Source organism: Raineyella fluvialis, from assembly GCF_009646095.1.
GTDB classification, from domain to species: domain Bacteria; phylum Actinomycetota; class Actinomycetes; order Propionibacteriales; family Propionibacteriaceae; genus Raineyella; species Raineyella fluvialis.
On the sequence record NZ_CP045725.1, the window covers coordinates 958,712 to 984,080 of the forward strand.

Genomic DNA, 25,369 nt, shown 5'->3' on the forward strand with positions numbered 1-25,369 from the left:
ACCCCCGAAAGGAGAGAAGCGATGAACGTCACCGGCCTCCGCGCTGAGTACACCCCCGACGCCCTCGGTCTGGGCACGACCATACCCCGGCTGTCCTGGCAGATCACCGACGCACCCACCGGCTGGGCCCAGGCCTCCGCCACGATCGAGATCACCGACGCCACCGGAACGCCGGCGACGTTCACCGCCGAGGGGCCCGACCAGGTCCTGGTGGCCTGGCCGGGCATCCCGCTCGCCTCCCGAGAGCGTCGTACGATCCGGGTCCGGACGACGGGTGCGGATGGCAGCGCCTCCGACTGGAGCGAACCCCTCGCGGTCGAGGCGGGCCTGCTGGACAGCAGCGACTGGACCGCCCGGCTCGTCCACCCCGCACCCGATGCCGCCGGCCCGACCCCGCACCCGGCGATGCTGCTCCGCCGCGAGATCACCCTCCGCGAGACTCCCGTCTCCGCCCGCCTCTACCTCACCGCCCAGGGCCTGTTCGAGGCCGAACTCAACGGCCGCCGCCTCGGCGACGTCGAACTCGCCCCGGGCTGGACCAGCTACCACCACCGCCTCCAGTACCTGACGTTCGACGTCACCGACCAGCTCACCGCCGGCCCCAACGTCCTCGGCGCCTGGCTCGCCGACGGGTGGTACCGCGGCTACGTCGGCTTCGACGGCGGCGTCCGCAACCTCTACGGCGACCGCACGGGCCTGCTCGCCCAGCTAGAGGTGACGTACGCCGACGGCTCCGCCCAGACCGTCAGCACCGACGAGTCCTGGCGCAGCACCCCGAGCCCGATCACCGCCACCGGCCTCTACGAAGGCGAGACGTACGACGCCCGGGCCCTGCCCGCCGGCTGGTCCGGCCCCGGCTTCGACGACACCCGCTGGGGTGGCGTCACGCTGGGTGAGCTGGACACCGCTACCCTCGTCGCCCCGCTGGGCCCGCCCGTCCGGTGCACCGACGAGCTCCCGGTCCTCGAGGTCATCACGACACCCTCGGGACGTACGATCCTCGACTTCGGCCAGAACGCCTCCGGCCGCCTGCGGATCCGCGTCACCGGCCGCGCCGGCGACGTCGTGACGGTGCGTCACGCCGAGGTCCTCGAGAACGGCGAACTGGGCGTGCGCCCGCTGCGCCGCGCCGCTGCCACCGACCGCTACGTGCTGACCGGCGACAGCGAGGAGGTCTGGGAACCGCGCTTCACCATCCACGGCTTCCGCTACGCCGAGATCGACGGCTGGCCCGAGGAGGCCGGCCCGCTGGCGGAGTCGATCACCTACCGCGTCCTGCACTCCGACCTCGAGCGCACCGGCTGGTGGTCGAGCAGCGACGAACTCCTCAACCGCCTGCACGAGAACGTCCTGTGGGGCCTGCGCAGCAACTTCGTCAGCATCCCCACCGACTGCCCGCAGCGCGACGAGCGCCTCGGCTGGACGGGCGACATCGGCGTCTTCGCCCCCACCGCGAGCTACCTCTACGACACCGCCGGCTTCCTCGGCGGCTGGCTGCACGACCTGGCGGCCGAACAGGCCGACTTCGGCGGGATGACGCCCATCTACGTCCCCTACCTGACCCTCGGCTTCCCGAACATGCCGCTGGCCGCCTGGGGCGACGCCGCCACCCTGGTGCCGTGGGCCGTCTACCAACGGTGCGGCGACCACGAGGTGCTGGCCCGGCAGTTCGACAGCATGACCTCCTGGGTGGACCTCGTGGCCCAGCGCGCCGGGGAGTCCCTGATCTGGGACGGCGACGTACAGCTCGGCGATTGGCTCGACCCGACAGCCCCGCCGGACAACCCCGCCGAGGCCCGTACCGCCCCCGAACTCGTCGCCACCGCCTACTTCGCCCTGTCGGCGCGGATCACCGGCCGGGCGGCCGAGGTCCTGGGACGCACCGAGCTGGCCCGGCACTACACGGAGCTGTCGGAGCGGGTGGCCGAGGCGTTCCGCCACGAGTTCACGACTCCCCACGGCCGGCTCGCCAGCGACAGCCAGACCGCGTACGCGGTGGCCCTGGAGTTCGACCTGCTGACCGAGCCCGAGGCTCGTCGACGCGCCGCGGACCATCTGGCCGAGATCGTCGTGGCGAACAACCACCGCGTCGGCACCGGTTTCGTCGGCACCCCGCTGATCTGCGATGCCCTGGCGAACAACGGCCACCTCGACACCGCCTACCACCTGCTCACCAACGACGCCTGCCCGTCGTGGCTCTACACCGTGAGCATGGGCGCGACGACGATGTGGGAACGCTGGGACTCGATGCTCCCCGACGGGTCGATCAACCCGGGCGACATGACCTCGTTCAACCACTACGCCCTCGGTGCCGTGGCCGACTTCCTGCACCGCGTCCTCGGCGGGCTGGAGCCCGTGGCGCCGGGCTACCGCCGGGTCCGGATCGCCCCGCGGCCGGGCGCCGGCCTGACCTGCGCGAGCGCCACCCACCGGTCACCGTACGGAGAGGTGGCGGTCAGCTGGCGTCGCGAGGGCGAACAGCTCACCCTCGACGTCACCGTCCCGGTCGGCGTCACCGCGGTGATCGACCTGCCGGAGCTCGCGACCGAGGTCGGCCACGGCCAGCACAGCTTCACCACGCACTACCGCGCCCCGGAGGCCGACCCGCCCCGCCCGCCCGCGATGTCCCTCTTCGAGCGCGCCATGGCTGCCGCCCGTGAGGCCACCGGCGCGACCCTCGCCTGACCTTCCCCACGCCCCAAGGAACCTGCCCCGATGAACGCCGTGAACCTCGACACCACTCCCGACACCCTGGACACCCTCGATACCCTCCGTGACCGGGTGGCCCGCCTCACCCTCGAGCAGAAGGTCGCCCTGCTGACCGGCGCCGACTTCTGGTCGGTCGGCCCCGAGCCGGACGCCGGCCTCCGCCGCCTCGTCGTCTCCGACGGTCCCGTCGGGGTCCGCGGCGAGTTCTGGGACGACCGGGACTGGTCCGCCAACTCCCCCTCCCCCAGCGCGCTCGCCGCGACCTGGGACCCCGCCCTGCTCGACGATCTCGGCCGGCTGATGGCCGGCGAGGCGCGCCGCAAGGGCGTCGACACGATCCTCGCGCCGACGGTCAACCTGCACCGTACGCCCGTCGGTGGCCGCCACTTCGAGTGCTACTCGGAGGACCCGGTGCTCTCGGGCGAGCTCGGCAGCGCCTGGGTGAAGGGGGTCCAGGCCGAGGGGGTCGGCGCCTGCGTGAAGCACTTCGTCGGCAACGACCAGGAGACCGACCGGATGACGGCCGACTGCCTGATCGACGAGCAGACACTGCGCGAGCTCTACCTGGCCCCCTTCGAGATCATCGAGGACCGGGCCCGGCCGTGGGCGTACATGGCCGCCTACAACAAGGTCAACGGCGTCACCGGCACCGAGTCCCCGCTGATCGACCAGGTCCTCAAGGGAGAGTGGGGCTCCGACGCGCTGATCATGTCCGACTGGACGGCGGCGCGCTCCACCGAGGCCTCCGCCAATGCGGGTCTCGACCTGGTGATGCCCGGCCCCGCCGGTCCGTGGGGCGACGCCCTCGTGACGGCCGTCCGTGAGGGGCGGGTCCCCGAGGCGACGATCGACGACAAGGTGGCACGCCTCCTGCTGCTCGCCGCCCGCTGCGGAGCCCTCGACACGAGCAATCAGGGCGTCGCGGCCCCGCTCGACCCCGAGCAGGTCGCCGCGGCCATGCGCCGGTTCGCAGCCGCCGGCTTCGTCCTGGTGAAGAACGATCGCCGGGCTTCCGGTGACGGCGCCGTCCTGCCGGTGTCGGGCGACGTACGATCGATCGCCGTCGTCGGCCCCAACGCGGTGCACGGCCGGACCGCAGGCGGAGGATCCGCCTCCGTGCTGCCCGAGCGGGTCGTCCACCCGGCCGCCGGCATCGCCGCGGCCCTCCCCCAGGCGGAGGTGCGCACCGCCCTCGGCGTCCACAGCACCGATCGGGTGCCGAGCCTCGAGGCCGGCGAGACTGATCTCCCCGACGGGTCCGGCCCGGGCCTGCAGGTCGAGTACCTCGACGCGACCGGCGCGGTCCTCGCGGCTGAACAGCGCCGCTACGGCAACTTCAACTGGATCGGCACGTTCGGCACGGACATCGACGACGACCGCGTCGCGTCGGTACGGGTGAGCACCCTCATCACCGCCCGTACGTGCGGCGATCATCGCCTCGGCGCCTCCGGGGTGGGCCATCTGGTGCTGACCCTCGACGGCGAGATCGTCGCCGATGACAACGTCACCACCCGGCCCGGTGCCGACGTGGTCGAGGGGATGATGCGGCCGCCGCAACTCCTCGTCACCCGCCACCTCGACGCCGGCGAGACCACCCTGCTGACCGTCGAATACGCCGCAGCGACCGGTGGACCCCTCGACCTCTGGGTGCTGCAGGTCAATCTGGAGGCCCCGCACGGCACCGACGACGAGGAGATCGCGGCCGCCAGCGCACTGGCCCGGGCCTCCGACGCCACCGTGGTCGTGGTCGGCACCACCGAGGAGGTCGAGTCCGAGGGTTTCGACCGCACCTCGCTAGCCCTCCCCGGCCGCCAGGACGACCTCGTCAACGCCGTCCTCGACGCCGACCCGGACGCCGTGATCGTGGTGAACGCCGGCGCCCCGGTGGAGATGCCGTGGCTCGACCGCGCCAGGGCTGTGCTGATCGTCTGGTTCCCCGGCCAGCAGTTCGGCGAGGCACTCGCGGACGTCCTGACCGGCATCACCGAGCCCGGCGGCCGGATGCCGACGACCTGGGGTCGCCCCGGCACCGCGATCATCCCGCAGAACGTCCCCGACGCCGACGGCACCGTGACGTACGCCGAGGGCCTGACGATCGGCTACCGGGCGTACGAGGAGCAGGGCGTCCAGCCGGCGGTCTGGTTCGGCCACGGGATGGGCTACACCAGTTGGGTCCTGTCGGAGGCCGGCGCAACCGAGCACGGCGTTCGCGTCACGGTGACCAACACCGGCGACCGGCCCGGCTCGACCGTCGCGCAGGTCTACCTGTCCCGCCCCGACACCGCCGTACGTCGTCCCGCGCGCTGGCTGGCCGCCTTCGGGCGCGTCTCCCTGGCACCCGGCGACAGCCGGACGCTCGACATCACCCTGCCCGAGCGGGCGTTCCGGCACTGGGACGTCGACCAGCACCACTGGGCCGTCGAACCGGGCGAGTTCCGGGTGCACGTCGGTCTCTCGGCCGCCGACACCCTGCCGGCACTCCCGATCGTCCGCTGACCTCCCGCGGGTTCATCCCGCACGACACCCCGCACTGATCTCCGACAACGACGTCGCTCATCACCCCTCGAAAGGCCCCCTCATGTCCACCCCGACCCTGTCCTCCCTCACCCCCGAAGCCCGTCGGCTGCTGGAATCGCAGAACATCGAGCTCCCCTCGTGGGCGTTCGGCAACTCCGGCACCCGCTTCAAGGTGTTCGGCACCCCCGGCACGCCCCGCGACCCGTACGAGAAGCTGGCCGACGCCGCCCAGGTGCACCAGTACACCGGCGCGGCGAGCAAGGTCTCGCTGCACATCCCGTGGGACCTGGTCGACGACTGGGCGGATCTCCGCCGTTACGCCGAGGACCTGGGCATCGAGATCGGGGCGATCAACTCCAACGTCTTCCAGGACGACGACTACAAGTACGGCTCGCTGTGCAACCCCGACAAGGCGATCCGGCGCAAGGCCGTCGACGCCCACCGCCGCTGCCTCGACATCATGTCGGCGACGGGTTCGACGGACCTGAAGATCTGGCTCGCCGACGGCACCAACTACCCGGGCCAGGACTCCATCCGCGAGCGCCAGGACCGGCTCGCCGAGTCGCTGCAGCAGATCTACGCCGACCTCGGCCCCGACCAGCGGCTGATCCTGGAGTACAAGTTCTTCGAGCCGGCGATGTATCACACCGACGTCCCGGACTGGGGCACCAGCCTGCTGCACTGCCTCGCCCTCGGCGACAAGGCCTCGGTCGTCCTCGACACCGGCCACCACGCCCCCGGCACCAACATCGAGTTCATCGTCGCCCAGTTGCTGCGCGTCGGACGGCTCGGCGCGTTCGACTTCAACTCGCGGTTCTACGCCGATGACGACCTGATCGTCGGCGCGGCGGACCCGTTCCAGCTGTTCCGGATCATGAACGAGATCGTCGCCGGTGGCGCGCTCGACCCGGACTCCGGCGTCGCCTTCGTCCTCGACCAGTGCCACAACCTCGAGGCGAAGATCCCCGGCGAGATCCGCTCCATCACGAACGTCCAAGAGGCCACCGCCAAGGCCCTGCTGGTCGACCGCGTCGCGCTGGCCCAGGCGCAGCGCAACGGTGACGTGCTCGGCGCGAACGGCATCCTGATGGACGCATACAACACCGACGTGCGCCCGCTGCTCGGCGAACTGCGCGAGAGCCAGGGCCTCGCCCCCGACCCGATGGCCGCCTTCCTGGCCTCCGGCTACCTCGAGCGGATCTCCGCCGAGCGCGTCGGCGGCCAGCAGGCCAGCTGGGCCGCCTGAGCCATGACGACTGTCGCCGCCGTCGACCTCGGCGCTACCAGCGGGCGGGTCCTCACCGGCATTCTGGGCCCCGACGACGTCCTCCACCTCGAGGAGACGGGTCGTTTCCCCAACGGCGCGGTCCGCACCCGGACCCGCCGCGGGGCCGACCTGCAGTGGGACGCGCTGGCGCTGTGGCAGGGCGTCCAGGACGGCCTGCGGTGCGCGGGACGCCGAGGCCCGGTCGAGGCGGTCGGCATCGACACCTGGGGTGTCGACTACGGGCTGCTCGACCGGGACGGCCGCCTGCTGGCCAACCCGACCAGCTACCGCTCGGAGCGTACGGAGCCGATGCCGGAACGCTTCTTCGCCCATCTGCCCGCGGCCGACCTCTACGCCGTCAACGGCCTGCAGGTGCAGCCGTTCAACACGCTCTTCCAGCTGCTGGCCGACCGTGACCTCGCCGGCGCCTCGCTGGCCAAGCGACTGCTGTTGATGCCGGACCTGCTCGGCTACTGGTTGACCGGCCGCGAGGTCGCCGAGGTCACCAACGCCTCGACGACGGGCCTGCTCGACGTGGCCGCGCGTCGCTGGTCGGCCGACCTGCTGGGCCTGCTCCGCGACCGCTTCCACATGGATGCCCGACGCCTGCTGCCCGAACTGGTCGAGCCGGGGACGGTCCTCGGCCCCATCGATGTCCCTCACCTCGAGCTCACCACGTCGTCCGGTGCCGCCACCCCCTGGTGACGGTCGGCAGCCATGACACCGCCTCGGCAGTGGTGGCGGTCCCGGCGGTCGACGAGCACTTCGCGTACATCTCCTGCGGCACCTGGTCGCTGGTCGGTGTCGAGCTCGACCGGCCGATCCGTACGCCGGAGAGTCTGGAGGCCAACTTCACCAACGAGCTCGGCATCGACGGCACGGTCCGCTACCTCAAGAACGTGATGGGCCTGTGGGTGCTGACCGAGTGCCTCAACCACTGGCGCTACGAGGGCCAGACCGACCTCGCCTGGGATCGGCTGCTGCCCGAGGCGGCCGCCGCCCCGGCGCTGCGCAGTCTGATCGACATCAACGACCCCCGGCTCCTCGCCCCCGGGGGGATGCCCACCCGGGTCGCCGGGCTGTGCCGGGAGGCCGGCGAACCCGCGCCGCGGACCCGCGGTGAGTTCCTCCGCTGCATCATCGACTCCCTCGCCCTCGCCTACCGCCGAGCGCTCGAGGACGCCGCCCGGCTCTCCGGCACGGAGATCCGGACGGTCCACCTCCTGGGGGGCGGCAGCCGCAACGCCCTGCTATGCCAGCTCACCGCCGACGCGACGGGGCTGCCGGTCGAGGCGGGCCCCGTCGAGGGCACCGGCATTGGCAACCTGGTCGTCCAGCTGCGGGCCATCGGGCGTGCCCCCGGCGATCTCACCGCCCTGCGTCGGATCATCCGGCGTTCCTTCCCGACCACCCGCTACCTGCCGTGCAGTGGCCCGACCTGGGCTGCCGCCGACGCCCGGGTGCCGCGACTCTGACCGCGCTCCTGACCGTCCGCCCGACCCCTGACCGCACCCACGAACCACCCTTCCACCTGACACGAGGACCCGAGATGACCACCATCATGACCATGACCACCCACACCACCGTCGAGCAGATCTTGGCCTCCATGGGTGCCGCCGGCAGCCGCATCGACCACCTCGGCGCCTGCGAGGCCGGCGCCGGCAACATCTCCGTCTGCACCACCGCCGAGCTCGAGCTGGGCGGCCTCTTCCCACACACCGAGGCGATCGACCTGCCGTGGGTGGTGCCGCACCTCGCCGGCCGTACGGTCTTCGTCACCGGCTCCGGCTGCCGTCTGCGGGACGTCGCCGCAGCCCCCACCGCGAACGTCGCCGCGATCACCATCGACGAGGGCGGGCGCACCGGCATGCTGCACTTCGCCGACGATCGGGCGTACGCCCGGCCCACCTCGGAGTTCAACAGCCACCTCGCCGTCCACGAGGACCAGGTCGCCCGCCGCGGCGTCGACTACCAGGCCGTCATCCACGCCCAGCCGCCGTATCTGGTCAGCCTCTCCCACATGAAGGAGATCCGGACCACCGCCGCGTTCAACCGGCGCATCCTGCGCTGGGAGCCGGAGACGATCGTCCAGCTACCGGCCGGCATCGGTGTGCTCGACTTCATGGTCCCGGGCAGCCAGGAGCTGATGGAGAACAACGTCGCGGGGCTGCGCGAGCACCAGATCGTGCTGTGGTCGAAGCACGGCATCATGGTCCGCTCCGACGACTCGCCGCTGGCCGCCATCGACAAGGTGGAGTACGCCGAGGCCGGGGCCATGTACGAGTACCGCAACATCGCTGCCGGCGGGGTCGGCGAAGGCCTCAGCGATGAGGAACTGCACCGCGTAGTCGTCGCGTTCGACGTGCCGACGACGCTGTTCTGAGCTCGCAGAGCCATCGCTCCCGGAACACGTGAGCGGATTCTGGCGGCTGGGCCCACCGATCGTCACACCCCGACCACGCCAATGGCGCCGAACCGTGCGTCCGTTCACGAGGAGCAACCACCCCGCGCGCTGAGCCGCCAGAATCCGCTCACCCGCCTCCGGGCAATTCCGTATCGACAGGCCCCTCAGTGATGCGGCGGGTGGCGCTGAGGTACAGCCGGTGGGTCATGATCACCACGGAGAGCCAGGCGACGCCCAGGAACCAGGCGGCCAGGACGTCAGTCAGCCAGTGATGCCCCAGGAACACCCGGCTGACCCCGATCGTGAAGGCGAAGAGCGCCGCCACCCCAACGGTGAGGACGCGGTCGCGGCGGCGGCGCTGGCGCAGGACCAACAGATAGGCCACGACGCCGGCGATCACCAGCGAGTTCAGCGTGTGCCCGGACGGGAAGGACGGGGAGTACTCATAGGGCGGCACCGCGTCCACCAGGGCCGGGCGGGCACGCCCGGTGAGTTCCTTCCCCGCGATCGTCATCAGCAGGGACCCGACCCCGGCTGCGGTGATCAGGATGACCGGTGTCCACGAGCGCCGTCGCAGTGCCAGGATCACCATGATCACCGTGGCCAGGATCGGCATCCCGATCACACCGCCGAGGTTGGTGTAGTCGGTGGCGAAAGCGTCCAGCCAGGGAGAACGCAGACGCTTCATGGCCTCCAGCACCGGATGATCCAACAGCGCGACCCCGTCGGTCTCGATCACCGCCTCGTAGATCTCGGAAGCCACCCAGGTCATCGTCGCGCTGATCGCAGCACCGAGCGCCAGGATCAGGACCAGAGCCTTCTTCGGACCGAGGGTCAGGCTGATCCGATGCATGATCCGGGCCGACCAGCGCCCCAAGGGTGATCTCCAGCAGGTCAGGTCCCGGTCGCCGACGGTGCGGTCCTCCCGCACCTCGCCCCCGGTGCCCCGGTCCGCGTCCTCGCCCGGCTGGCTCATAGCAGGACGCGCATCGCCGGGAACAGTTCGTCGGCCCGCAGGTCGAAGCCGAACCGCCGGTAGACCTCGACCGCGCCCGGTGTCGCGTCCAGCCGGGCCGACTGGGCTCCGTGCTGTCGGCACCAGTCCAGCGCGGCCTGCATCAGCGCCCGGCCGAGGCCTTGGCCGCGATACGGCTCGTCGGTGCACATATCGGCGATGTACGCATGCCGCGCACCCCATTCGGGCCCGGGCACGTGATGGGTGATGCCGGCGCTGATGCAGCCGGCCAGCCGGCCCGGCTCCTCGTCGATGACGAAGAACGTGTAGTCGGGGTGCTCGAGCATGTCGGTGATGCCGGCGGCCGCCCGCTGAGGCCAGTCCGGGTGCTCGTCGAGCCGGACGTCGAACGGGTAGGAGGAGGTCAGGATCAGGGCCTTGAGTCGGACGATCTCGGGCACGTCCATCGCCGTCGCGTTTCTCACCTGCACGCTCAGCAATCTAGTCGACCCATCCGAACGCGGCCGTGACAAGCGCGCGACGCCAGCGCGCAACCGCAGCAGACGACCGCGGCCCCGAAGGGTCGCGGCCGTCTCGTCGAGGGGTGGATTCAGTGCTGGTGCGCCATCCGGCCGCCGTGCCGTGCATTCATCGCGGGCCGGAAGGCCGCGGCGGTCACGACAGCGGCGATGATGCCGGCGATCCACGACGTCCAGGTCGCGGAAGAGAAGGCCAGCGTCGCGGGCGACGCATACATGCCGACCCACGGGGACACGAACAGCAGTACGCCGAAGGCGCACTGTGCGTATTCGAGCCACGGGGTTCCTGGCATGGACAGGTTGAGGATTCCTGTGACGATCAGCAGTCCACCGAACACCAACATCAGTGTCATCGCGATAGGCGTCGTCGTCGCCCAGATGAGCGCTGCAAGCACGGTGAACAGGCCGGCCGCCAGAGCCACGTAGTCCTCCCAACGTGTCCATTTCTTCATGGGAAGTGCTCCTTCCGACTACTCGTCCCCCGGTCCCTCCGGGGGAACCGTCAGGGGTGGTGGTCGGTGCGGTGCGCCGGCACGCGACGCCTCTGGCTCACTTCAAGTGAACCCCGGGATCGGCCCCTTACCAACTGCGCAACGTCACGACTCGGGATCAACTGGAAGCGACTGACAGGGACCACACCTGCCAAGGATCACGGCTAGGGCCGGGCCGGGCCGATGGGCCTGCGGATGGGCTCACCACCTTCCACCACGCGCCGACGACGACTCGTCGTCTCGACGACGGCCATGACGATGGCGATGGCACCCACGACCCACGCCGACAGGGCGAGAGCGTTGCGTCCGGCGAAATCACCGATCCAGGGCGAGGCGATGATGAAGGCGCCGGCGAGAGCCACCATGCCTTCGGCGAAGGCCGAGGCCTTCTCGCGGAACTCCGCCCAAGCGCCGAAGGCGATCAGCATCACGCCGAACGGGACCAACCAGATCGCTCGCGGTTGCCTCATCTGCAACCAGAGCGGGGCCAGGACCAGATAGAGGCCGGCCAGGATGCTGATGTCGTCTTCCCAATGCCGCCGCACCCGAACTTCCAGCGGAAGGTGAACGGCCTGATGACGTGTACTCATGACGGACTGACCCTCTCCTGAGAGCTGTACGGACCGCCGCGGGACAAGACTGCGGTCCCAAGAGCCGTTTCCAGCGTAGTTCCGCTACCTATGCAGGCTCTGTGCCGGCACGTTGAGAGGTCTCGACGGCGACGGCCGCTCGTACCATCGACACGTGGACGAGCGAATCGTGGACGCGGTCGTCATCGGAGCCGGACACCACGGGTTGGTGGCTGCCGCGCTGTTGGCTGACGCCGGATGGGATGTCGTCGTCCACGAAGGTCGCGACCGGCCAGGGGGCGCGGTCGCCTCCCGGACGATCGACGGGTTCGTGGTCGACGAGTTCTCCTCCTACCACCCTCTGGGCAAGGCCTCGCCGGTGCTGCAGTCGTTGGACCTGGAGCAGCACGGCCTGGAGTGGGTCGACCACCGTCCCGCTGTGGTGCACGTCGCCAGCGGCGAGGACGGCGAGGGCACCCCGGTGAGGGCCACCGCGGAGGACACCGCGAAAGCGCTGGACGAGGACCATCCTGGCGACGGCGACGCGTGGCTGAAGCTCTTCACCGGCTGGCGTCGGGTGAAGGAGCCCCTGCTCGACGCACTGCTGCACGGCTGGCCGCCGGTCCGGGCCGGAGCACGACTCGCCTTCGGGCTGGGCGGATCGGAGTTCCTGGACTTCGTACGGTTCGCGATGCTGCCCTCGCACCAGATGGGCAGGGAATGGTTCGGCGGCACCCGGGGACGCGACCTCCTGGCCGGGAATGCCGCGCACGCCGACGTCTCTCCCCTGGCCCCGTGAGCGGGTTGATGGGGTTCCTGATGACGATGCTGGCCCAGGACGTCGGCTTTGCGGCACCCAAGGGAGGCGCGGGCACTCTGGCGCAGGCCCTGGCGCGCCGGGCCGAGCATGCCGGCGCCAGGATCGAGCTCTCGTCGCCGGTCGCCGGGATCACCGTCAGGGGCGGTCGGGCCACCGGCGTACGGCTGGCTGACGGGACCACACGCCGGGCCCGGCGCGCCGTCATTGTGGATGTCTCCGCGCCGGCGTTGTATCGGGAATTGCTGCCCGGTGATGCGGTTCCCGCCGGCGTGCTCGCGCGGATGGACCGCTTCACCTGGGACCCGTCCACCGTGAAGCTGAACCTCCTCCTGACCGGCCCCATGCCCTGGCGGGCCGCCCGCGCCCGGGAGGCCGCCGTCGTCCACGCGGGGCTCTCCCATACGGAGCTGGTGCGCTGGCATGCGGACATCGCCAGCGGCAAGGTCCCTGAGCGCGCCTTCTGCCTGGTCGGCCAGACCACCACGACCGACCCGACCCGCTCCCCCGCCGGCACCGAATCGCTGTGGGCCTACACCCACGTTCCGCTGGTGGAGGCGGGCAAGGACGAGGAGGCCGTCGCCCGGTCCCTGGTCACGGTGGAGGCGATGTTCGACGAGCTCGCCCCCGGCTGGCGGGATCTGGAGCAGGGACGGTGGCTGCAGACCCCCACCACACTGCAGGAGGCCGACCCCAATCTCGTCCATGGCGCGGTCGGCGCGGGTACGTCGCAGTTGTTCCAGCAGGGACCGTGGCGGCCCCTCACCGGCCTGGGGGGACCGTTCACCCACGTCGCCGGTCTCTACCTGGCGTCGGCCGGCACGCACCCAGGGGGCGGCGTGCACGGAGGCGCCGGCTTCAACGCCGCCAAGGCCGCCCTGTGGGGGGCGAACCGCTGGTCGCGTCCGCTCAGTCGGGCCACGTCCCGCGCCCAGCTGCTGCTGCAGCGTCCGCTGCCACGGTTCTGACCCGCTCGGCTTCTGCAGGCAGGTCGCGGGAGGGAGCCCTGAGCTCCTCGCGTCCCTCAGGCCCGGACGACGATCCGGACGACCTCCCTCGGCCGCTGCCGCGGCGACAGGACGGTCAGGTCGAACCGATCCCGCCGCGCCCGCAGGATCAGCTCGGCCAGGTCCGGGTCCCGGGTCACGTACGCGTGCCGCTCGCAGCAGCCCTCGATGACGAAGCCCTCGATCCGCCCGTGGCAGTCGAAGACGATCTCCTCGACCCGCCCGCTGTGTTCGACCAGGTCCTCGTCGCACTCGCCCTTGCCCGGCCGTCCGGTGTCCGGCAGCGGCACGCCGGTCGGCGAGGGCTGGATCGAGTCCGGATCGCCACCCAGGCCGGCCACCCGCCCCGCGACCAGGTCGACGTGGCGTTTCGTCACCGGGTACCAGCGATCGCCGGGTGGCAACTGCCCCAGCCGCCAGCGCAGGATGGCCAGAGTGTTCTCCTCCGGCAGCAGCATCGTCTCGGCGGTCCCGACCGGGATCTTCACCGAGAACGTCCCGATCACGTAGCGCCACGTGGCCCCGGCCCGGGTGGCCGGTTCCTCGTGGTCACCCTCCCGGTGCTCGCGGTCCTTGCGGAAGTAGATGATGCGGTCCGCCTTGTGCCCGAGCCGTCGGACGACGACCTCGTAGTCCTCCCCGGCCCGCACGGTTGTCGGCAGGTCGACGGTCAGCAGGCCGGCGAAGTTCTCCCCGGCCCGGGCCGGGATGGGCAGGTACGTCACCCCACCGGTGACGTCGCAGCGGATCGTGTGCGGATCCGCCCCGACGCTCAGCCCGTGCGTGCGGTACAGCGACGAGGCCAGGTCGAGCACCTCCGTGGCATCGACCGCCGGCCAGTAGATCGAGGCCGTGCTCCCGGCCGGGATCGCGCCCCAGTCGATCATCAGTTCGTCGACGCCGTCCACCGCTCCGAGTTGGCTCGGTCGCACGTCGAAGGTCTGCGGGACGCGGTGCGCGGACGCCGGACCGGGGTTGTCGGACGTGGTGACCTGCAGGTTGCGCTGGGCCAACTTGTCCGACGCCTCCGGGGTGGCCCCGTCGAAGACCGGTGCCCCGTCGTACGCGACCTGCGCCACCAGGCAGTGATGCGTGCCGTTCAGCCACCCCTGGATCTGCCGGCCGTCGATGACGTACGACCCGTCGTAGAGGTTGAGGAAGCAGCCGAAGTACGCCCAGACGCTGTCCTGCCCGCCGGCGATGACGAGGTCACGGGTGTTGGTGCCACCCGGGCCGTAGTCGTTGTTCGCCCCCAGATTGCCGGAGGCGAAGAACGGCAGGGTGGTGTGTCCGGCGCCCACCTGTGGGGCGCTCGGCAGGCCGGCGGCGTCGAGGTCACTGGCGTACGTCGACGTGGGCTGGTAGTCGGTGTCGGCGGTCTCGGTGGACCACAGCCGGAAGAACGTCCGCACCCCGCTGGCCGCGCCGGCCGGGCCGGCGGTGCCACGCAGCCGTACGCGGGCGATGGCGAACTGGTAGTTGGTGAAGATCTGCGGGAAGAAGCCGCTGAAGTCGACCGTGAACGGCGTCACCGACGAGTCGCTGGTGAGGGCCGTGCCCTGGTCCGGCAGGACAGCCGTGAACGGATCAGTCCCGGCCGGGTCCGCGTACGTGGCGTTCAGCCAGGTGAGCAGCCGCTGCACGTAGTCGTACGCCCCGGCGGTGTCGTCGGACAGGAACGCCGGCCCGCCGGGCACCGGGGTCGCGTCCATCCCCGGCGTCGCCGTGAAGACACGTAGGTCCTGACTGAGGTAGAAGACGTTGCCCTGCGACGGGTCGATGTTGGTGACGTACGGGTCGGCGCCGGCGACCAACTCGAAGAGGGTCGACGTGTCGGTCGAGGCCACCTTGCTGCCGTCGGTGGCGAGAAACGCATCGAGGGCGTACGTCTGGCTCCCGCTGGCCGGGAATTGCGACAGCACCGCGGCGTCAAACGTGATGTCGAATGCCACCCGGATCCGCTGCTGCTCGTCGGGGTGGGCCGCATTCTCGAAGTCGATCGCGCCGTTGGCGCTGATCGTCACCCCCGGGATCGAGGCGAACGGCCCGGTCGGCACCGGCGTGGAGACGTTCAGTGAGCCGAAGGTCGTCTGACTGAAACCCTCGACGACGAGCCAGAACGCGTTCGGCACGGTGCCACCGCTCGCGGCGATGAGATCGGCCACCTCGTCGCGACCGAAGGTGTCCTTGTCCACCCAGAAGTCGACCGAGCCGAGCGGCAGGACGCAGGTGTCGGCCGCCTTGCTCCAGTAGCTCTGGACGGAGCAGGTGATGCCGTTCATGTCGACGGTGGCGAACTCGTTGTTGCAGGTGTCGCCGATCTCGTCGTTGGTGACGGTGGTCCCGTTCGACATCGTGCCCTGGACGAGGATGCTGTTGTTCGAGGTGTCGACGTCGGGATTGGTGAGCGCCTCGACGAGTTCGTGGGAGAAGACCTTGGTCACGCAGTCGTGCCCGGTCAGCGAGCCGGTGTTGTCGACCCAGGCGTAATAGGCCGTGGCGCCGTTGTAGGTGAGGCTCTGATGCTGGCCGGCGAACTGGCTGAGGCTGTTGGCGACTCCCTGCGGGGCGATGACGGCATAGAAGCGGTTGTGCCCGGAGGCCGGCTTCGGCATCGACGTGTTGTTCGCGAAGCGACCCTTCAACATCGCGACGACGTCGGCGTCGGTGTAGCCGTTCGACGGGGAGGTGCCGTCGAAGATCTCGCTGTAGACGACGCTGCCCTGCCCGACGCCGCGGTACTGGTTGAGTCCGCTCAGGTAGGGCCCGGTGACGATACCCTGGATGGCCTGCTCGTACTCGTTCCGCGAGGGCGACGGAGCAGGGGTGGCACTCCAGAAGCCGCCCCAGAAGACGAGGATCACCTCGACGTCGGCGAGGACCTTGCCGCCCTTGTCGTCGGTGCTGGTGACCGTGTAGTCGGGGGAGAAAGTCAGGTCCCCGGATTTGGCCTCGGCCTCCGGGTCGACCTTGCGGACGATCCCCCGATGGCGTGTGTCTGATGTGACGTTCCCGCTGTTCCTGGGCATGGCGCCCACTCCCTTTCACGGGCCGGGGGGACACGCTGGGACATTTCGAGAGTAGCGGAACCCCCGCCCAATGTGTCTTAAGTCACAGGTAAGCCTTACCTTCGTGCTCGAGCCGGCGGCGGAGGGGCACCATCCCTCCGCCGCCGGGTCTTCTCCCCCTCGCCGGCCGCCTCAGCGGCCGGACATCTCCTGTGGGGCCGGCCGAGCGGCCACCATTTCCGCGATGAGGTCGAAGCTGCGTTTCGCGTCCGCCTCGCGGTCCTCCTCAGCCACGTCGTGGGTCTCCAACTCGAGGACGTACGACCCCCCGAACCCGTGCCGCTCCAGCGTGTCGATCACCGCCGCGAAGTCGACCGTGCCCCGGCCGATACCGACATTGAGGTTGCCCGGCAGGGCGTCGCGGAAGTGGACGCGCTCGATCCGGTCGTGCACCTGCTCGGCCCAACCGACCACGTCCTCCTCCGAGGCCCCCACGTGCGCGGTGTCGAAGAGCAGCCCGAAAACGGACGGGTCCACCAGCTCCAGCAGCCGGTTCGCCCGGTCCACGGAGTGGATCCATCGGCGGTGGTGCAGCACCTCGACGAGGAGTCGTACGCCGTGGTCGGCGCTGAGTCGGCCGAGGTACTCCAGGTTGCCCGCGACGGCAGCCATGTCGGACCTCTCGTCGACGTAGTCGGCCCGGTCCTGGCGCCCGCAGTTGACGATCAGCGCCCCACCCGTGGCGACCGCGAGGTCCAGCAGTGGCTCGGTCCGCTCCTGCAGCGCCTCCCGGTCGTACGCCGGGTCGTTGATGTTGCCGATGTCGGCGTTCACCGCCCCGGCGCGCAGGTGGTGCCGTTCGAGGAGTTCGAGATAGGCCGCGACATCGCCGTGGAAGGGCACCGGGACGTGGTCGGTGACGTCAGGGATCGCGCCGAGGTCGATCTCGACGGCACCAATGCCCTCGATCAGGCGCAGCGCCTCCTCGAGCGGGCGGTGGCGGAAGGTGATGGTCGAGATGCCGACGACCTCGCGGCCGCGAGGAGCGGTGGGATCGGGAGAGGTGGAGGGGGTTCTGGGACTGGTGGGAGTCATGGGGTCACCGCTGTCAGGGCCGGAGGTCAGGCGATGTAGGTGCCGCCGTTGATGCTGTGGGTGATGCCGGTGATGTAGGCGGAGTGCTGGCACGACAGCCACAGGAACAGGTCGGCGATCTCGTCGGGGCGGGCCTGGCGCTTCAGTGGCACGGCGTCGGCGAGGGCCTGCTCGGCTTGATCCGAGGTGTTCCCGCGGATCTCGGTGCTGACGACGCCCGGCGCCACCGCGTTCACGGTGATGCCGTACTGGGCCAGCTCGCGGGCCATGCCGCGCGTGAGGCCAAGCACGCCAGCCTTCGCGGAGGCGTACGAGGTCTTGGAGAAGACGCCGCCGCCATGCTGGGCGGTGACCGAGGACATGTTGACGACGCGGCCGTAGCCGCCCGCGATCATCTGCGGCACGAAGGCCTGGCTGAGCAGGAACGGACCGGTGAGGTTGACGGCGTGGACCCGGTTCCATTCCTCGAGGGTGAGGTCGAGGAAGGAGGCCGGGCTGGGGATACCGGCGATGTTGCACAGGCTGCCGACGGGCGGCAGGTCGGAGTCGGCGATGGTCTGGGCGGCCTGCGCGATCGACGCCGGGTCGGTGATGTCCAAGGCAAACGTGGCGACCTGCGCGTCCGCGACCTGCTCGCGCACGGCGTCGGCGGCCCGCTCGAGGCCTGCGGCGTTGATGTCGATCATCGCGACAGCCCAGCCCTCCTGGGCGAAGCGGAGGGCGGTGTGGAAGCCGATGCCCTTGAGGGAGGAGGCTCCGGTGACGACGGCGGTGCGGGTGCCGATTCCGGTGGAGAAGCTCATGATGATTGGTCCTTCGGTGTGGTGGTGCGGATCTGGATATGGGGGTAGGGCCCCACAGGGGCGCGCTCGGATGACACCGGGGCGCCCCGGCGGGATGGCCCGTGATCGGGCCGGAGGGGGTTCAGCGTCGAGGAGTCGGCGCCGGATCAGTGCAGGCCGGCGAGGACCCGGGCGACCACGGAGTCCGTGGACAGCCCGTAGCGGTCGTGCAGCGTCGGCAGCGCGCCAGCGTCGATGAACTCATCGGGCAGGCCGATGGCGCCGACCTTCTTGCCGATGCCGCGCTTGACCAGCGCGGCGGCGACCGTCTCGAACAGGCCGCCGACGACGGTGTGGTTCTCCGCGGTGAACGCGGCCCGGTCCGTGTCGAGCTCGGCGACGACGGTCTCCTCGTCGAAGGGCTTCAGCGTCGCGCAGTGCACGACCGAGACCTCGACCTTGTGCTCGCTGGAGAGCTTCTCGGCGGCGAGCAGGGCCCGCATCGTCATCAGGCCCGACGACACGATCACCGCGTCATCACCGGGGCGGACGACCTTGGCCTTGCCGACCTCGAACGTGTAGTCGTACTGGTCGAGGATCCGCGGCACCTTGCCGCGCAGCAGCCGGGTGTACGTCGGGCCCTCGATCGCCGCCGCGGCGGGCACGATGCCCTCCACATCGACGGCGTCGGCCGGGTCGAAGATCGTCAGATCCGGCATCCCCCGCAGGATCGCGACATCCTCGGTCGCCTGGTGCGACGGGCCGTAGCCGGTGGTCAGGCCCGGCAGTGCCGCGACGATGTTGACGTTGAGCTTGGGCTCGGCGGCGTCCAGGCACAGGAAGTCGTACGCCCGCCGGGTGGCGAAGACCGAGTACGTCGACGCGAACGGGACCAACCCGACGGCGGCCATCCCTGCGGCCGCGCCGATCATCACCTGCTCGGCCATCCCCATCTCGAAGAAGCGATCCGGGTACTCGGCCGCGAAGAGGTGCATGTCGGTGTACTTGGCGAGGTCGGCGGTGAGACCGACGATCCGCGGGTCCCGGGCGGCCAGCGCGTTCAACGCGTGGCCGAAGGGGGCCGAGGTGGTCGGGACGCCGGCGTCCGCGATGGACGCGATCATGGCGGCGGACCGCTGCGGAGTGGTCACGGTTGCGGTGGTGGTCGACATGGTCACTTCTCCTCGTTCTGGTAGTCGGCGGCCTGATATCCGGCGGTGAGCTGCGCCATCGCGACCGGCCACTCCTCGGCGGCCACACGCAGGAAGTGCAGCTTCTCCTTCGCCTCCAGGATCGGGACGCCGCGGGCGAGCCGGGTGTCGCAGAGGATCACCTGGGGCTGTCCCTCCACCGTGGCGTTCGCGATGGCGGTGTCGAATGCGGCCAGGACGGCATCCAGGTCGTTGCCGTCGATCCGCTGCACGCTCCAGCCGAAGGCGGCCCACCGCTCGTGCTGCGGCTCACCGCCGAGGATCTGGGCGGTCCGCCCGTCGGCCTGCAGGCCGTTGAGATCGACGATGGCGATCAGGTTGCCGAGCCGCCAGTGTGAGGCCGACATCGCGGCCTCCCAGGTGGAGCCCTCGTTCAGCTCGCCGTCGGAGAGCAGGTTGTAGACCAGCTGCCCGTCACGGCCCTGCTGGCGCAGGCCCAGAGCCATCCCGACGGCCTGACCCAGGCCGTGGCCCAGCGAGCCGCCGGAGATCTCCATCCCGGGGGTATAGGTCGCCATGCCCGACATCGGCAGCCTCGACCCGTCGGCGGCGTACGAGAGGAGCTCCTCCCGCGGGATCACCCCGCCGGCCGCCAGAGCCGAGTACAGCGCGAGGGCGTAGTGGCCGATGGACAGCAGGAAGCGGTCGCGGCCCTCCCAGTCGGGATCCTCGGCGCGGTAGCGCAGGGTGTCGCAGTAGGCGGCGGCGAGGACGTCGGCGATGCCGAGCGCCTGGCCGACGTAGCCCTCCCCCTGGGCTTCGCCCTGCTCGAGGACGCCCATCCGGATCTGGTAGGCGGCCTCGGCCACTCGGGCGCGTCGGGACGGATCGATCGTGGCAGGGTCGGTGGTCGTACGGGTGGCGGTGGTGGTCGTCATGGTGGTCACTCCTCGACGTTCTGGACGAGCCGGTCGGCGGCGATGTCGCGCTGGTACTGGTCAAGCGGGGTGCGGGCGCTGATGTCCTCGGCGGCGCAGCGTTCCTTCGGTCCCCAGGTCTCGCGGGTCATGAGCGTGGAGACCAGACCGATGAGCGAGTAGACGAGGAAGAGGATGGCCGGGCCGGCCCACTGGTACTTCATGTAGAGCAGCGTGGTGAGGAAGGGCGTGACGCCGGAGATCATCGCCGAGATCTGGTAGGCCAACGAGGCGCCGGACGAACGGGTGTTGGCCTGGAAGAGCTCGGGGAACCAGGCGCCCTGCGAGCCGGCCAGGGCGTTCTGGCTGATGATGTAGCTGATCACGACAGTGATCACGACGGCGAGGAAGACCTTGGTGTTGACCACCAGGAACATCGGGACGGCCCAGGCGGCGTTGAAGATCGTCACCCACAGGTAGAGCGGCCGGCGACCGATGCGATCGGTGAGGGCACCCCAGCCGATGGTGGCGGCGATGCCGATGGCCGACGCGATGCACAGGGCGAGGATGGTCTCGGCCGAGGAGGCGATCTTGGCGGTGTGCAGGTAGCTGATCATGAACGTGATGGAGATGGCGTAGCCGGCGGTCTCGGCGATGCGCAGGCCGATGCCGCGCAGGATGTTGCGCCAGTCCTCCACGATGACCTGCTTGATCGGGGACTTGACCACCTCGCCGGCGTCCTTGATCTGGTCGAAGACCGGGGACTCGGGCACCTTGGAGCGGATGATCAGGCCGACGATGACCAGCACGGCGCTGAAGAGGAACGGCACGCGCCACTTCCAGTCTCCGGGCAGCGCGACGGAGACGAGGAAGACGAGGTTGGCCAGCAGCAGGCCGATCGGGAAGCCGGACTGGACGATCCCGGTGAACTTGCCCCGTTTGAGCCACGGCGAGTGTTCGTACGTCATCAGGATGGCGCCACCCCATTCCGCGCCGTACGCAAGGCCTTGGATGATGCGGATCGTCACCAGGAGCACCGGGGCGAGGACGCCCACGGCCGCGACGGTCGGCAGGCAGCCGATCAGGAAGGTGGCCAGGCCCATCACGATCAGCGATGCGACGAGGACGGGCTTGCGGCCGACCTTGTCGCCGAGGTGGCCACCGACGATGCCACCCAGTGGACGGGCGACGAAGCCGACGCCCAGGGTGGCGAAGGAGGACAGCGTCCCCATCAGGGGGTTCTGGCTCGGGAAGAAGGCCGAGCCGAAGTAGAGAGCGGCCGCGGTGCCGAATCCGATGAAGTCATAGGCCTCGATGACGGCTCCGGCGGTCGATCCGAAGGCCACGCGGAGCTGGTCGCCGGTGCCGTGCACCGGGCCGCGCATGCGGTGTTCCGTGAAGGTTGTGGTGGCGGACATCCCCGCACCTTTCCTGGTCAGTGCGACACACCGTTGTGATCGCCTCTGCACTAAGTGTTAACAGTTGACAGTCACCTGTCAAGAGTTGGTTGTTCGACCTCCTGGTCGTATCCTGGGAGAAGCCCGCGACCGACCGGCCGACGAGCCGTCATTGGTAGCATGTGCACCGTCAAGGGAGAGGTGAGGGGTTGTGTCCGTGACCGCGATCAACCGCACGACACTGCGCGAGCAGGTGGTCGACAAGCTTCGCGCCGCGATCCTCGACGGCACCTTCCGGCCCGGCGAGAAGATGGCCGAGGTCGAGCTGGCAGCCCAGTTCGGTGTCAGCCGTGGGACGGTGCGGGAAGCGATGCGTACGCTCCACAACAGCGGCCTCCTTCAGGGTGAGGAGCGCAACAGCCTGCACGTCCGGCGGCTGACGGGCGCCGAGATCGCCGAACTGTTCGACGTCCGGGCGGCGCTCGAGGGACATGCCGTGGTCGCCATCATGGCCTCCCCCGAGCACGACGCGATGATCGACGCCCTCGAGGCCCGCCTGCCCGAGATCGAGGCCGGCTTGTCGTACGCCGAGAAGTTCGAGGTCGACCTGAGGTTCCACGAGGAGCTGTGCCGTCTCTCGGGCAACGCGACGCTGCTGGGGATGTGGACCAGCATCAAGGACCTGATGCGGGTCGCGGTGGTCAGCGGGCCTGACGAGTCGGGCACGTCGTTGATGACCAAAGCCCACCATCAACCCATTATCGACGCCATGCGCACCGGCGATCCCGGCCGGGCACGGGCCGCACTCGCCCAGCACATGGCAGCGGCCGCCGAGGTCTGGAACAACAAGGCTGACGCCTAGCGACGTCGGCGCCCGTGGGGCACCCTGATCCCATGGACACCGAGGCAGGTCCGTACACCGGGGAGCGCCGCGTACGCTTGGCGGACGCCGAACTCGAGGCGACGGTCAGCGGGGTCGGCGAGCCCGTCCTGGTGATCCCCACCGCGGTCAACCCGTACGAACTCGCCCCGCTCGCCGGCCTGATCATCGGCAGCGGCCGCTACCGCGTGATCCAGTACGGCCGTCGCGGGTCCGGGGCCAGCAGCCCCGCGGAGCGGCCTGCCACGATCGACGGAGAAGCGGCAGACGCCGCCGCCCTGCTGCGGTCCCTCGGCATCGCGCGCACCCACGTCATCGGCGCCTCCTACAGCAGCGCGATAGCCCTCGCCTTGGCCTCCGCCCATCCCGACCTGGTGGCGACGCTCGCGGTGCACGAGCCACCACCGATGTTCGTGCCCGCCAAGGAGGACTTCCTGGCGGCCAATCGGAGCCTGTTGCAGTCGCGGGACGAGCGCGGCGCCCGGGCGACGCTGGAGGCCTTCGAGGACCGGTTGGACGGTCCGACCTGGCGTGAGGACCTTGAGCGCTTCACCCCCGGATCGGTCTCGGCGGTCGAGCGTGAGGCCGACCTGTTCTTCGACCACGACATCCCGGCGCTGATGTCGTGGCGATTCGACGCCGAGCAGGCGCGGACGATCGAGTGTCCTGTCCTCTCCCTCGGCGGCAGCGGCAGCGGGCCATGGTTCGCCGAGGTGCACACCGTTCTGGCCGAGTGGTTGCCGCATGCGTTGACGGTCGTGCTCGACGGCGCGGACCACTCGATGATGCTCAACCGGGCGCCGCAGGTCGCCGCGCTCATCACCGGGTTTCTCGGCGAGCACGCGATGGTCTGAGCGGGTGCCTCAACGCTGCCTGTAGGTCAACGCTGCCTGTAGGTCAACGCTGCAGGTAGGCCAGCACCGCCAGCACGCGCCGGTTGTCGTCCTCGGAAGCCGGGAGGCCGAGCTTGGCGAAGATGTTCGCGATGTGCTTGCCGACCGCTTTCTCGGTGATCGACATGGCGTCACCGATCGCCGCGTTCGAGCGGCCCTGCGCCATGTGCTCCAGCACCTCCCGTTCCCGCGGCGTCAGCGCGGCGACCGGCGCCCCGCGGCGGCGCAGCAACTGGGTGACGACCTCCGGGTCCATCACGGTGCCGCCGGCCGCGACCTGACGGACCGTCGTGATGAACTGCTGCACGTTCGTCACCCGATCCTTCAGCAGGTAGCCGACCGCCCCCTCCTCCGAGGCGAGCAACTCCCGGGCGTACAACTGCTCGACGTACTGGCTGAGCACGAGGATCGGCAGCCCGGGTCGCCGGCGCCGGGCCTGCACAGCCGCGCGCAGCCCCTCGTCGGTGCCGGTCGGCGGGAGGCGCACGTCCAGGATCGCGACCTCGATGTCCGGGCGCTCGAGGGCCCGGACCAGGGACGGCTCGTCGGCGACCGCCTCCACGACCTCGATGTCGTGCGCCTCGAGCAACTGGATCAGTCCTGCCCGGAGGAGGGCGTGGTCTTCGGCGACAAGGGCTCGCACGGCATCTCCATGGTCACGACGGTCGGCCCCCCGGCGGGGCTGGACACGCTCAGTGTCCCATCGAAGGCGGCCAACCTCCGGCGCATGCCGACAAGCCCATTGCCGGCCGCCGGCGAGGCGCCCCCGCACCCCTCGTCGCGGACGATCGCTCGCAACCTCCCGGCACCCAACTCCAGCGCGATGTCTCCCCGTGCCGCCCCGGAGTGCTTCACGACGTTGGCGAGGGCCTCCGTGATGACGAAGTAGGCACAGGCCTCCACCGGCGCAGGCAGGCGGACCGTCTCGTCATCACCGAACCCGGCCGTACGGACCGAGACGTCCAACGGCAGGTCGAGCGCCAGCGCGCGGACCGCCCCGACGAGCCCGCGGTCGGCGAGGACGGGGGATGGATGCCATGGACGAGGCGCCTCAGCTCCTGCAACGTCTCCGTCACCGACCCCTGGGCCTCGGCCAGCAGCTGACGCGCACGATCGGGCCGCGAGTCGATCAGCTCCTCCGCCAGCCCCACGGTCATCCCCAGGCTCACCAGCCGCACCTGGACCCCGTCGTGGAGGTCACGCTCGATCCGCCGGATCTCCTGGGCCGCCGAGTCGACGCTGTCGGCGCGGCTCGTGGTCAGCTCCGCCACCCGGCTGTTGAGCACCGAGGTCCGTGAGGGGCCGAGCATGCCGGCCGCGATGGCCGCCCACGTCCTGACCAGCGGTGGTGTGGCGTACCACCAGGCGGCGACCAGTCCGACCGCCCAGAGCCAACCGACCCATCCGAGGGCCCACCAGGGTCCCGGTGCCATCGCCCGCCACGGCGTCAGCGCCAACGCCGGCAACAGGGCGGCGGCCACGCCCCCGACCAGGAACACCAGTGGCAGCAGCGTGAGGGCGAGACCGGCCGTGACGTTGACGCCGATCCAGAGCAGATCCCGCCAGGTGGCCTCGTCCGTCAGCAGGTCCCGGGTGACCACGAAGAAGCCGCGGTGCTGCGCCTGGGAGCGATAAGGCTGCGGCACGTCCCGGCCGAGCACATAGCCCGCGCCGTACCGGTGCGCGGTGAGCAGGCGACGGCCGACCCACGTCGCGCCGATCAGCAGCGGGATCCCCACCCAGAGCAGGGTGAGCGGCAGGCTGACCAGGGTCACGGCCGCCGGAACGAGACAGACCACGGAGAGCAGCGCGGCGATCAGTGCCACCAGGGTCATTTGCAGTCGCCGCTTCACGCCTCCATTGTCGCGGTGTCCCGGCGGTCGCGCGGCACGTCCACGGTCGCCGTCGCGTTCGGCGTCTACGGCGAGCGTCGTACGCAGGGGTGGAGGGGTGCCAGCCCCCCTATGGATT

The 25,369-nt window shown here is 70.3% G+C and carries 23 protein-coding genes; 10 read left to right on the forward strand and 13 right to left on the reverse strand.

The genetic code is table 11. From position 1 onward, the window contains the following. The first annotated feature begins 21 nt into the window (after positions 1–21). From Rai3103_RS04410 to Rai3103_RS04430, 6 genes are all read left to right on the forward strand, one after another. Complete coding sequence (locus tag Rai3103_RS04410; protein ID WP_153571560.1) at positions 22–2,685, forward strand: glycoside hydrolase family 78 protein; 2,664 nt, start codon at positions 22–24, stop codon at positions 2,683–2,685. 30 nt (positions 2,686–2,715) lie between these two features. Beyond that, positions 2,716–5,205: a beta-glucosidase family protein gene (locus Rai3103_RS04415; protein ID WP_153571561.1), complete on the forward strand. Its 2,490-nt coding sequence runs from the start codon at positions 2,716–2,718 to the stop codon at positions 5,203–5,205. An 82-nt stretch (positions 5,206–5,287) separates the two neighbouring features. Further along, positions 5,288–6,472, forward strand: a complete 1,185-nt coding sequence (gene rhaI, locus Rai3103_RS04420; RefSeq protein ID WP_153571562.1) for an L-rhamnose isomerase — start codon at positions 5,288–5,290, stop codon at positions 6,470–6,472. Between the two features lie 3 nt (positions 6,473–6,475). Further along, positions 6,476–7,198, forward strand: a complete 723-nt coding sequence (locus Rai3103_RS17455; protein ID WP_228489161.1) for an FGGY family carbohydrate kinase — start codon at positions 6,476–6,478, stop codon at positions 7,196–7,198. Beyond that, positions 7,195–7,968, forward strand: coding sequence for an FGGY-family carbohydrate kinase (locus tag Rai3103_RS17460; RefSeq protein WP_228489162.1), 774 nt, complete (start codon positions 7,195–7,197; stop codon positions 7,966–7,968). The genes Rai3103_RS17455 and Rai3103_RS17460 overlap by 4 nt, the downstream gene beginning before the upstream one ends. A gap of 74 nt (positions 7,969–8,042) precedes the next feature. After that, complete coding sequence (locus Rai3103_RS04430) at positions 8,043–8,876, forward strand: class II aldolase/adducin family protein (RefSeq protein WP_228489163.1); 834 nt, start codon at positions 8,043–8,045, stop codon at positions 8,874–8,876. A gap of 148 nt (positions 8,877–9,024) precedes the next feature. Here Rai3103_RS04430 and Rai3103_RS04435 read toward each other — a convergent pair whose 3' ends face one another. The 4 genes from Rai3103_RS04435 to Rai3103_RS04450 form a co-directional block, all read right to left on the reverse strand. Then, complete coding sequence (locus Rai3103_RS04435; protein ID WP_153571563.1) at positions 9,025–9,873, reverse strand: phosphatase PAP2 family protein; 849 nt, start codon at positions 9,871–9,873, stop codon at positions 9,025–9,027. Then, complete coding sequence (locus tag Rai3103_RS04440) at positions 9,870–10,343, reverse strand: GNAT family N-acetyltransferase (RefSeq protein WP_153571564.1); 474 nt, start codon at positions 10,341–10,343, stop codon at positions 9,870–9,872. Before Rai3103_RS04440 ends, Rai3103_RS04435 begins: the two co-directional genes overlap by 4 nt. Before the next feature lie 119 nt (positions 10,344–10,462). Next, complete coding sequence (locus tag Rai3103_RS04445) at positions 10,463–10,843, reverse strand: SPW repeat domain-containing protein (RefSeq protein ID WP_153571565.1); 381 nt, start codon at positions 10,841–10,843, stop codon at positions 10,463–10,465. Positions 10,844–11,046: 203 nt separating this feature from the next. Continuing rightward, positions 11,047–11,472, reverse strand: a complete 426-nt coding sequence (locus Rai3103_RS04450) for an SPW repeat protein (RefSeq protein ID WP_153571566.1) — start codon at positions 11,470–11,472, stop codon at positions 11,047–11,049. 154 nt (positions 11,473–11,626) lie between these two features. On the opposite strand from Rai3103_RS04450, the gene Rai3103_RS17465 reads away from it, so the two are divergent. Together Rai3103_RS17465 and Rai3103_RS17470 are read left to right on the forward strand one after the other, a co-directional pair. Then, positions 11,627–12,250, forward strand: a complete 624-nt coding sequence (locus Rai3103_RS17465) for a phytoene desaturase family protein (RefSeq protein WP_228489164.1) — start codon at positions 11,627–11,629, stop codon at positions 12,248–12,250. Further along, positions 12,247–13,236 carry a phytoene desaturase family protein gene (locus Rai3103_RS17470; protein ID WP_228489165.1) on the forward strand — a complete coding sequence of 330 codons (990 nt, stop codon included), beginning with the start codon at positions 12,247–12,249 and terminating at the stop codon, positions 13,234–13,236. Before Rai3103_RS17465 ends, Rai3103_RS17470 begins: the two co-directional genes overlap by 4 nt. Before the next feature lie 56 nt (positions 13,237–13,292). Here Rai3103_RS17470 and Rai3103_RS04460 read toward each other — a convergent pair whose 3' ends face one another. The 6 genes from Rai3103_RS04460 to Rai3103_RS04485 form a co-directional block, all read right to left on the reverse strand. After that, complete coding sequence (locus Rai3103_RS04460) at positions 13,293–16,304, reverse strand: RHS repeat domain-containing protein (RefSeq protein ID WP_153571567.1); 3,012 nt, start codon at positions 16,302–16,304, stop codon at positions 13,293–13,295. Positions 16,305–16,475: 171 nt separating this feature from the next. Then, positions 16,476–17,378, reverse strand: a complete 903-nt coding sequence (locus Rai3103_RS04465) for a sugar phosphate isomerase/epimerase family protein (protein ID WP_153571568.1) — start codon at positions 17,376–17,378, stop codon at positions 16,476–16,478. Between the two features lie 26 nt (positions 17,379–17,404). Beyond that, positions 17,405–18,181, reverse strand: a complete 777-nt coding sequence (locus tag Rai3103_RS04470; protein ID WP_153571569.1) for an SDR family NAD(P)-dependent oxidoreductase — start codon at positions 18,179–18,181, stop codon at positions 17,405–17,407. Between the two features lie 146 nt (positions 18,182–18,327). Next, positions 18,328–19,332, reverse strand: coding sequence for a transketolase family protein (locus Rai3103_RS04475; RefSeq protein ID WP_153571570.1), 1,005 nt, complete (start codon positions 19,330–19,332; stop codon positions 18,328–18,330). Positions 19,333–19,334: 2 nt separating this feature from the next. Continuing rightward, positions 19,335–20,249, reverse strand: a complete 915-nt coding sequence (locus Rai3103_RS04480; protein WP_153571571.1) for a transketolase — start codon at positions 20,247–20,249, stop codon at positions 19,335–19,337. A 5-nt stretch (positions 20,250–20,254) separates the two neighbouring features. After that, on the reverse strand, positions 20,255–21,646 hold the full coding sequence (locus Rai3103_RS04485; RefSeq protein WP_194793263.1) for an MFS transporter: 1,392 nt from the start codon (positions 21,644–21,646) through the stop codon (positions 20,255–20,257). Positions 21,647–21,842: 196 nt separating this feature from the next. Here Rai3103_RS04485 and Rai3103_RS04490 point away from each other — a divergent pair, with 196 nt between their 5' ends. Both Rai3103_RS04490 and Rai3103_RS04495 read left to right on the forward strand, forming a co-directional pair. After that, entirely contained in the window at positions 21,843–22,487 is a 645-nt protein-coding gene (locus Rai3103_RS04490; protein ID WP_194793264.1) for a GntR family transcriptional regulator, read from the forward strand. A gap of 32 nt (positions 22,488–22,519) precedes the next feature. Beyond that, a complete protein-coding gene (locus Rai3103_RS04495; RefSeq protein WP_153571573.1) occupies positions 22,520–23,359 on the forward strand; it encodes an alpha/beta fold hydrolase in 840 nt (279 codons plus the stop codon). Positions 23,360–23,402: 43 nt separating this feature from the next. Here the strand turns inward: Rai3103_RS04495 and Rai3103_RS04500 are convergent, their stop codons facing one another. From Rai3103_RS04500 to Rai3103_RS04510, 3 genes are read right to left on the reverse strand one after another with little or no spacing between them, the layout of a single operon-like run. Beyond that, positions 23,403–24,041 carry a response regulator gene (locus tag Rai3103_RS04500; protein WP_153571574.1) on the reverse strand — a complete coding sequence of 213 codons (639 nt, stop codon included), beginning with the start codon at positions 24,039–24,041 and terminating at the stop codon, positions 23,403–23,405. After that, entirely contained in the window at positions 23,993–24,301 is a 309-nt protein-coding gene (locus Rai3103_RS04505; RefSeq protein ID WP_194793265.1) for a sensor histidine kinase, read from the reverse strand. Before Rai3103_RS04505 ends, Rai3103_RS04500 begins: the two co-directional genes overlap by 49 nt. Then, positions 24,250–25,251 (reverse strand): sensor histidine kinase, encoded by a 1,002-nt coding sequence (locus tag Rai3103_RS04510; protein ID WP_153571576.1) that lies wholly within the window; start codon positions 25,249–25,251, stop codon positions 24,250–24,252. The genes Rai3103_RS04505 and Rai3103_RS04510 overlap by 52 nt, the downstream gene beginning before the upstream one ends. Positions 25,252–25,369 lie beyond the last annotated feature (118 nt).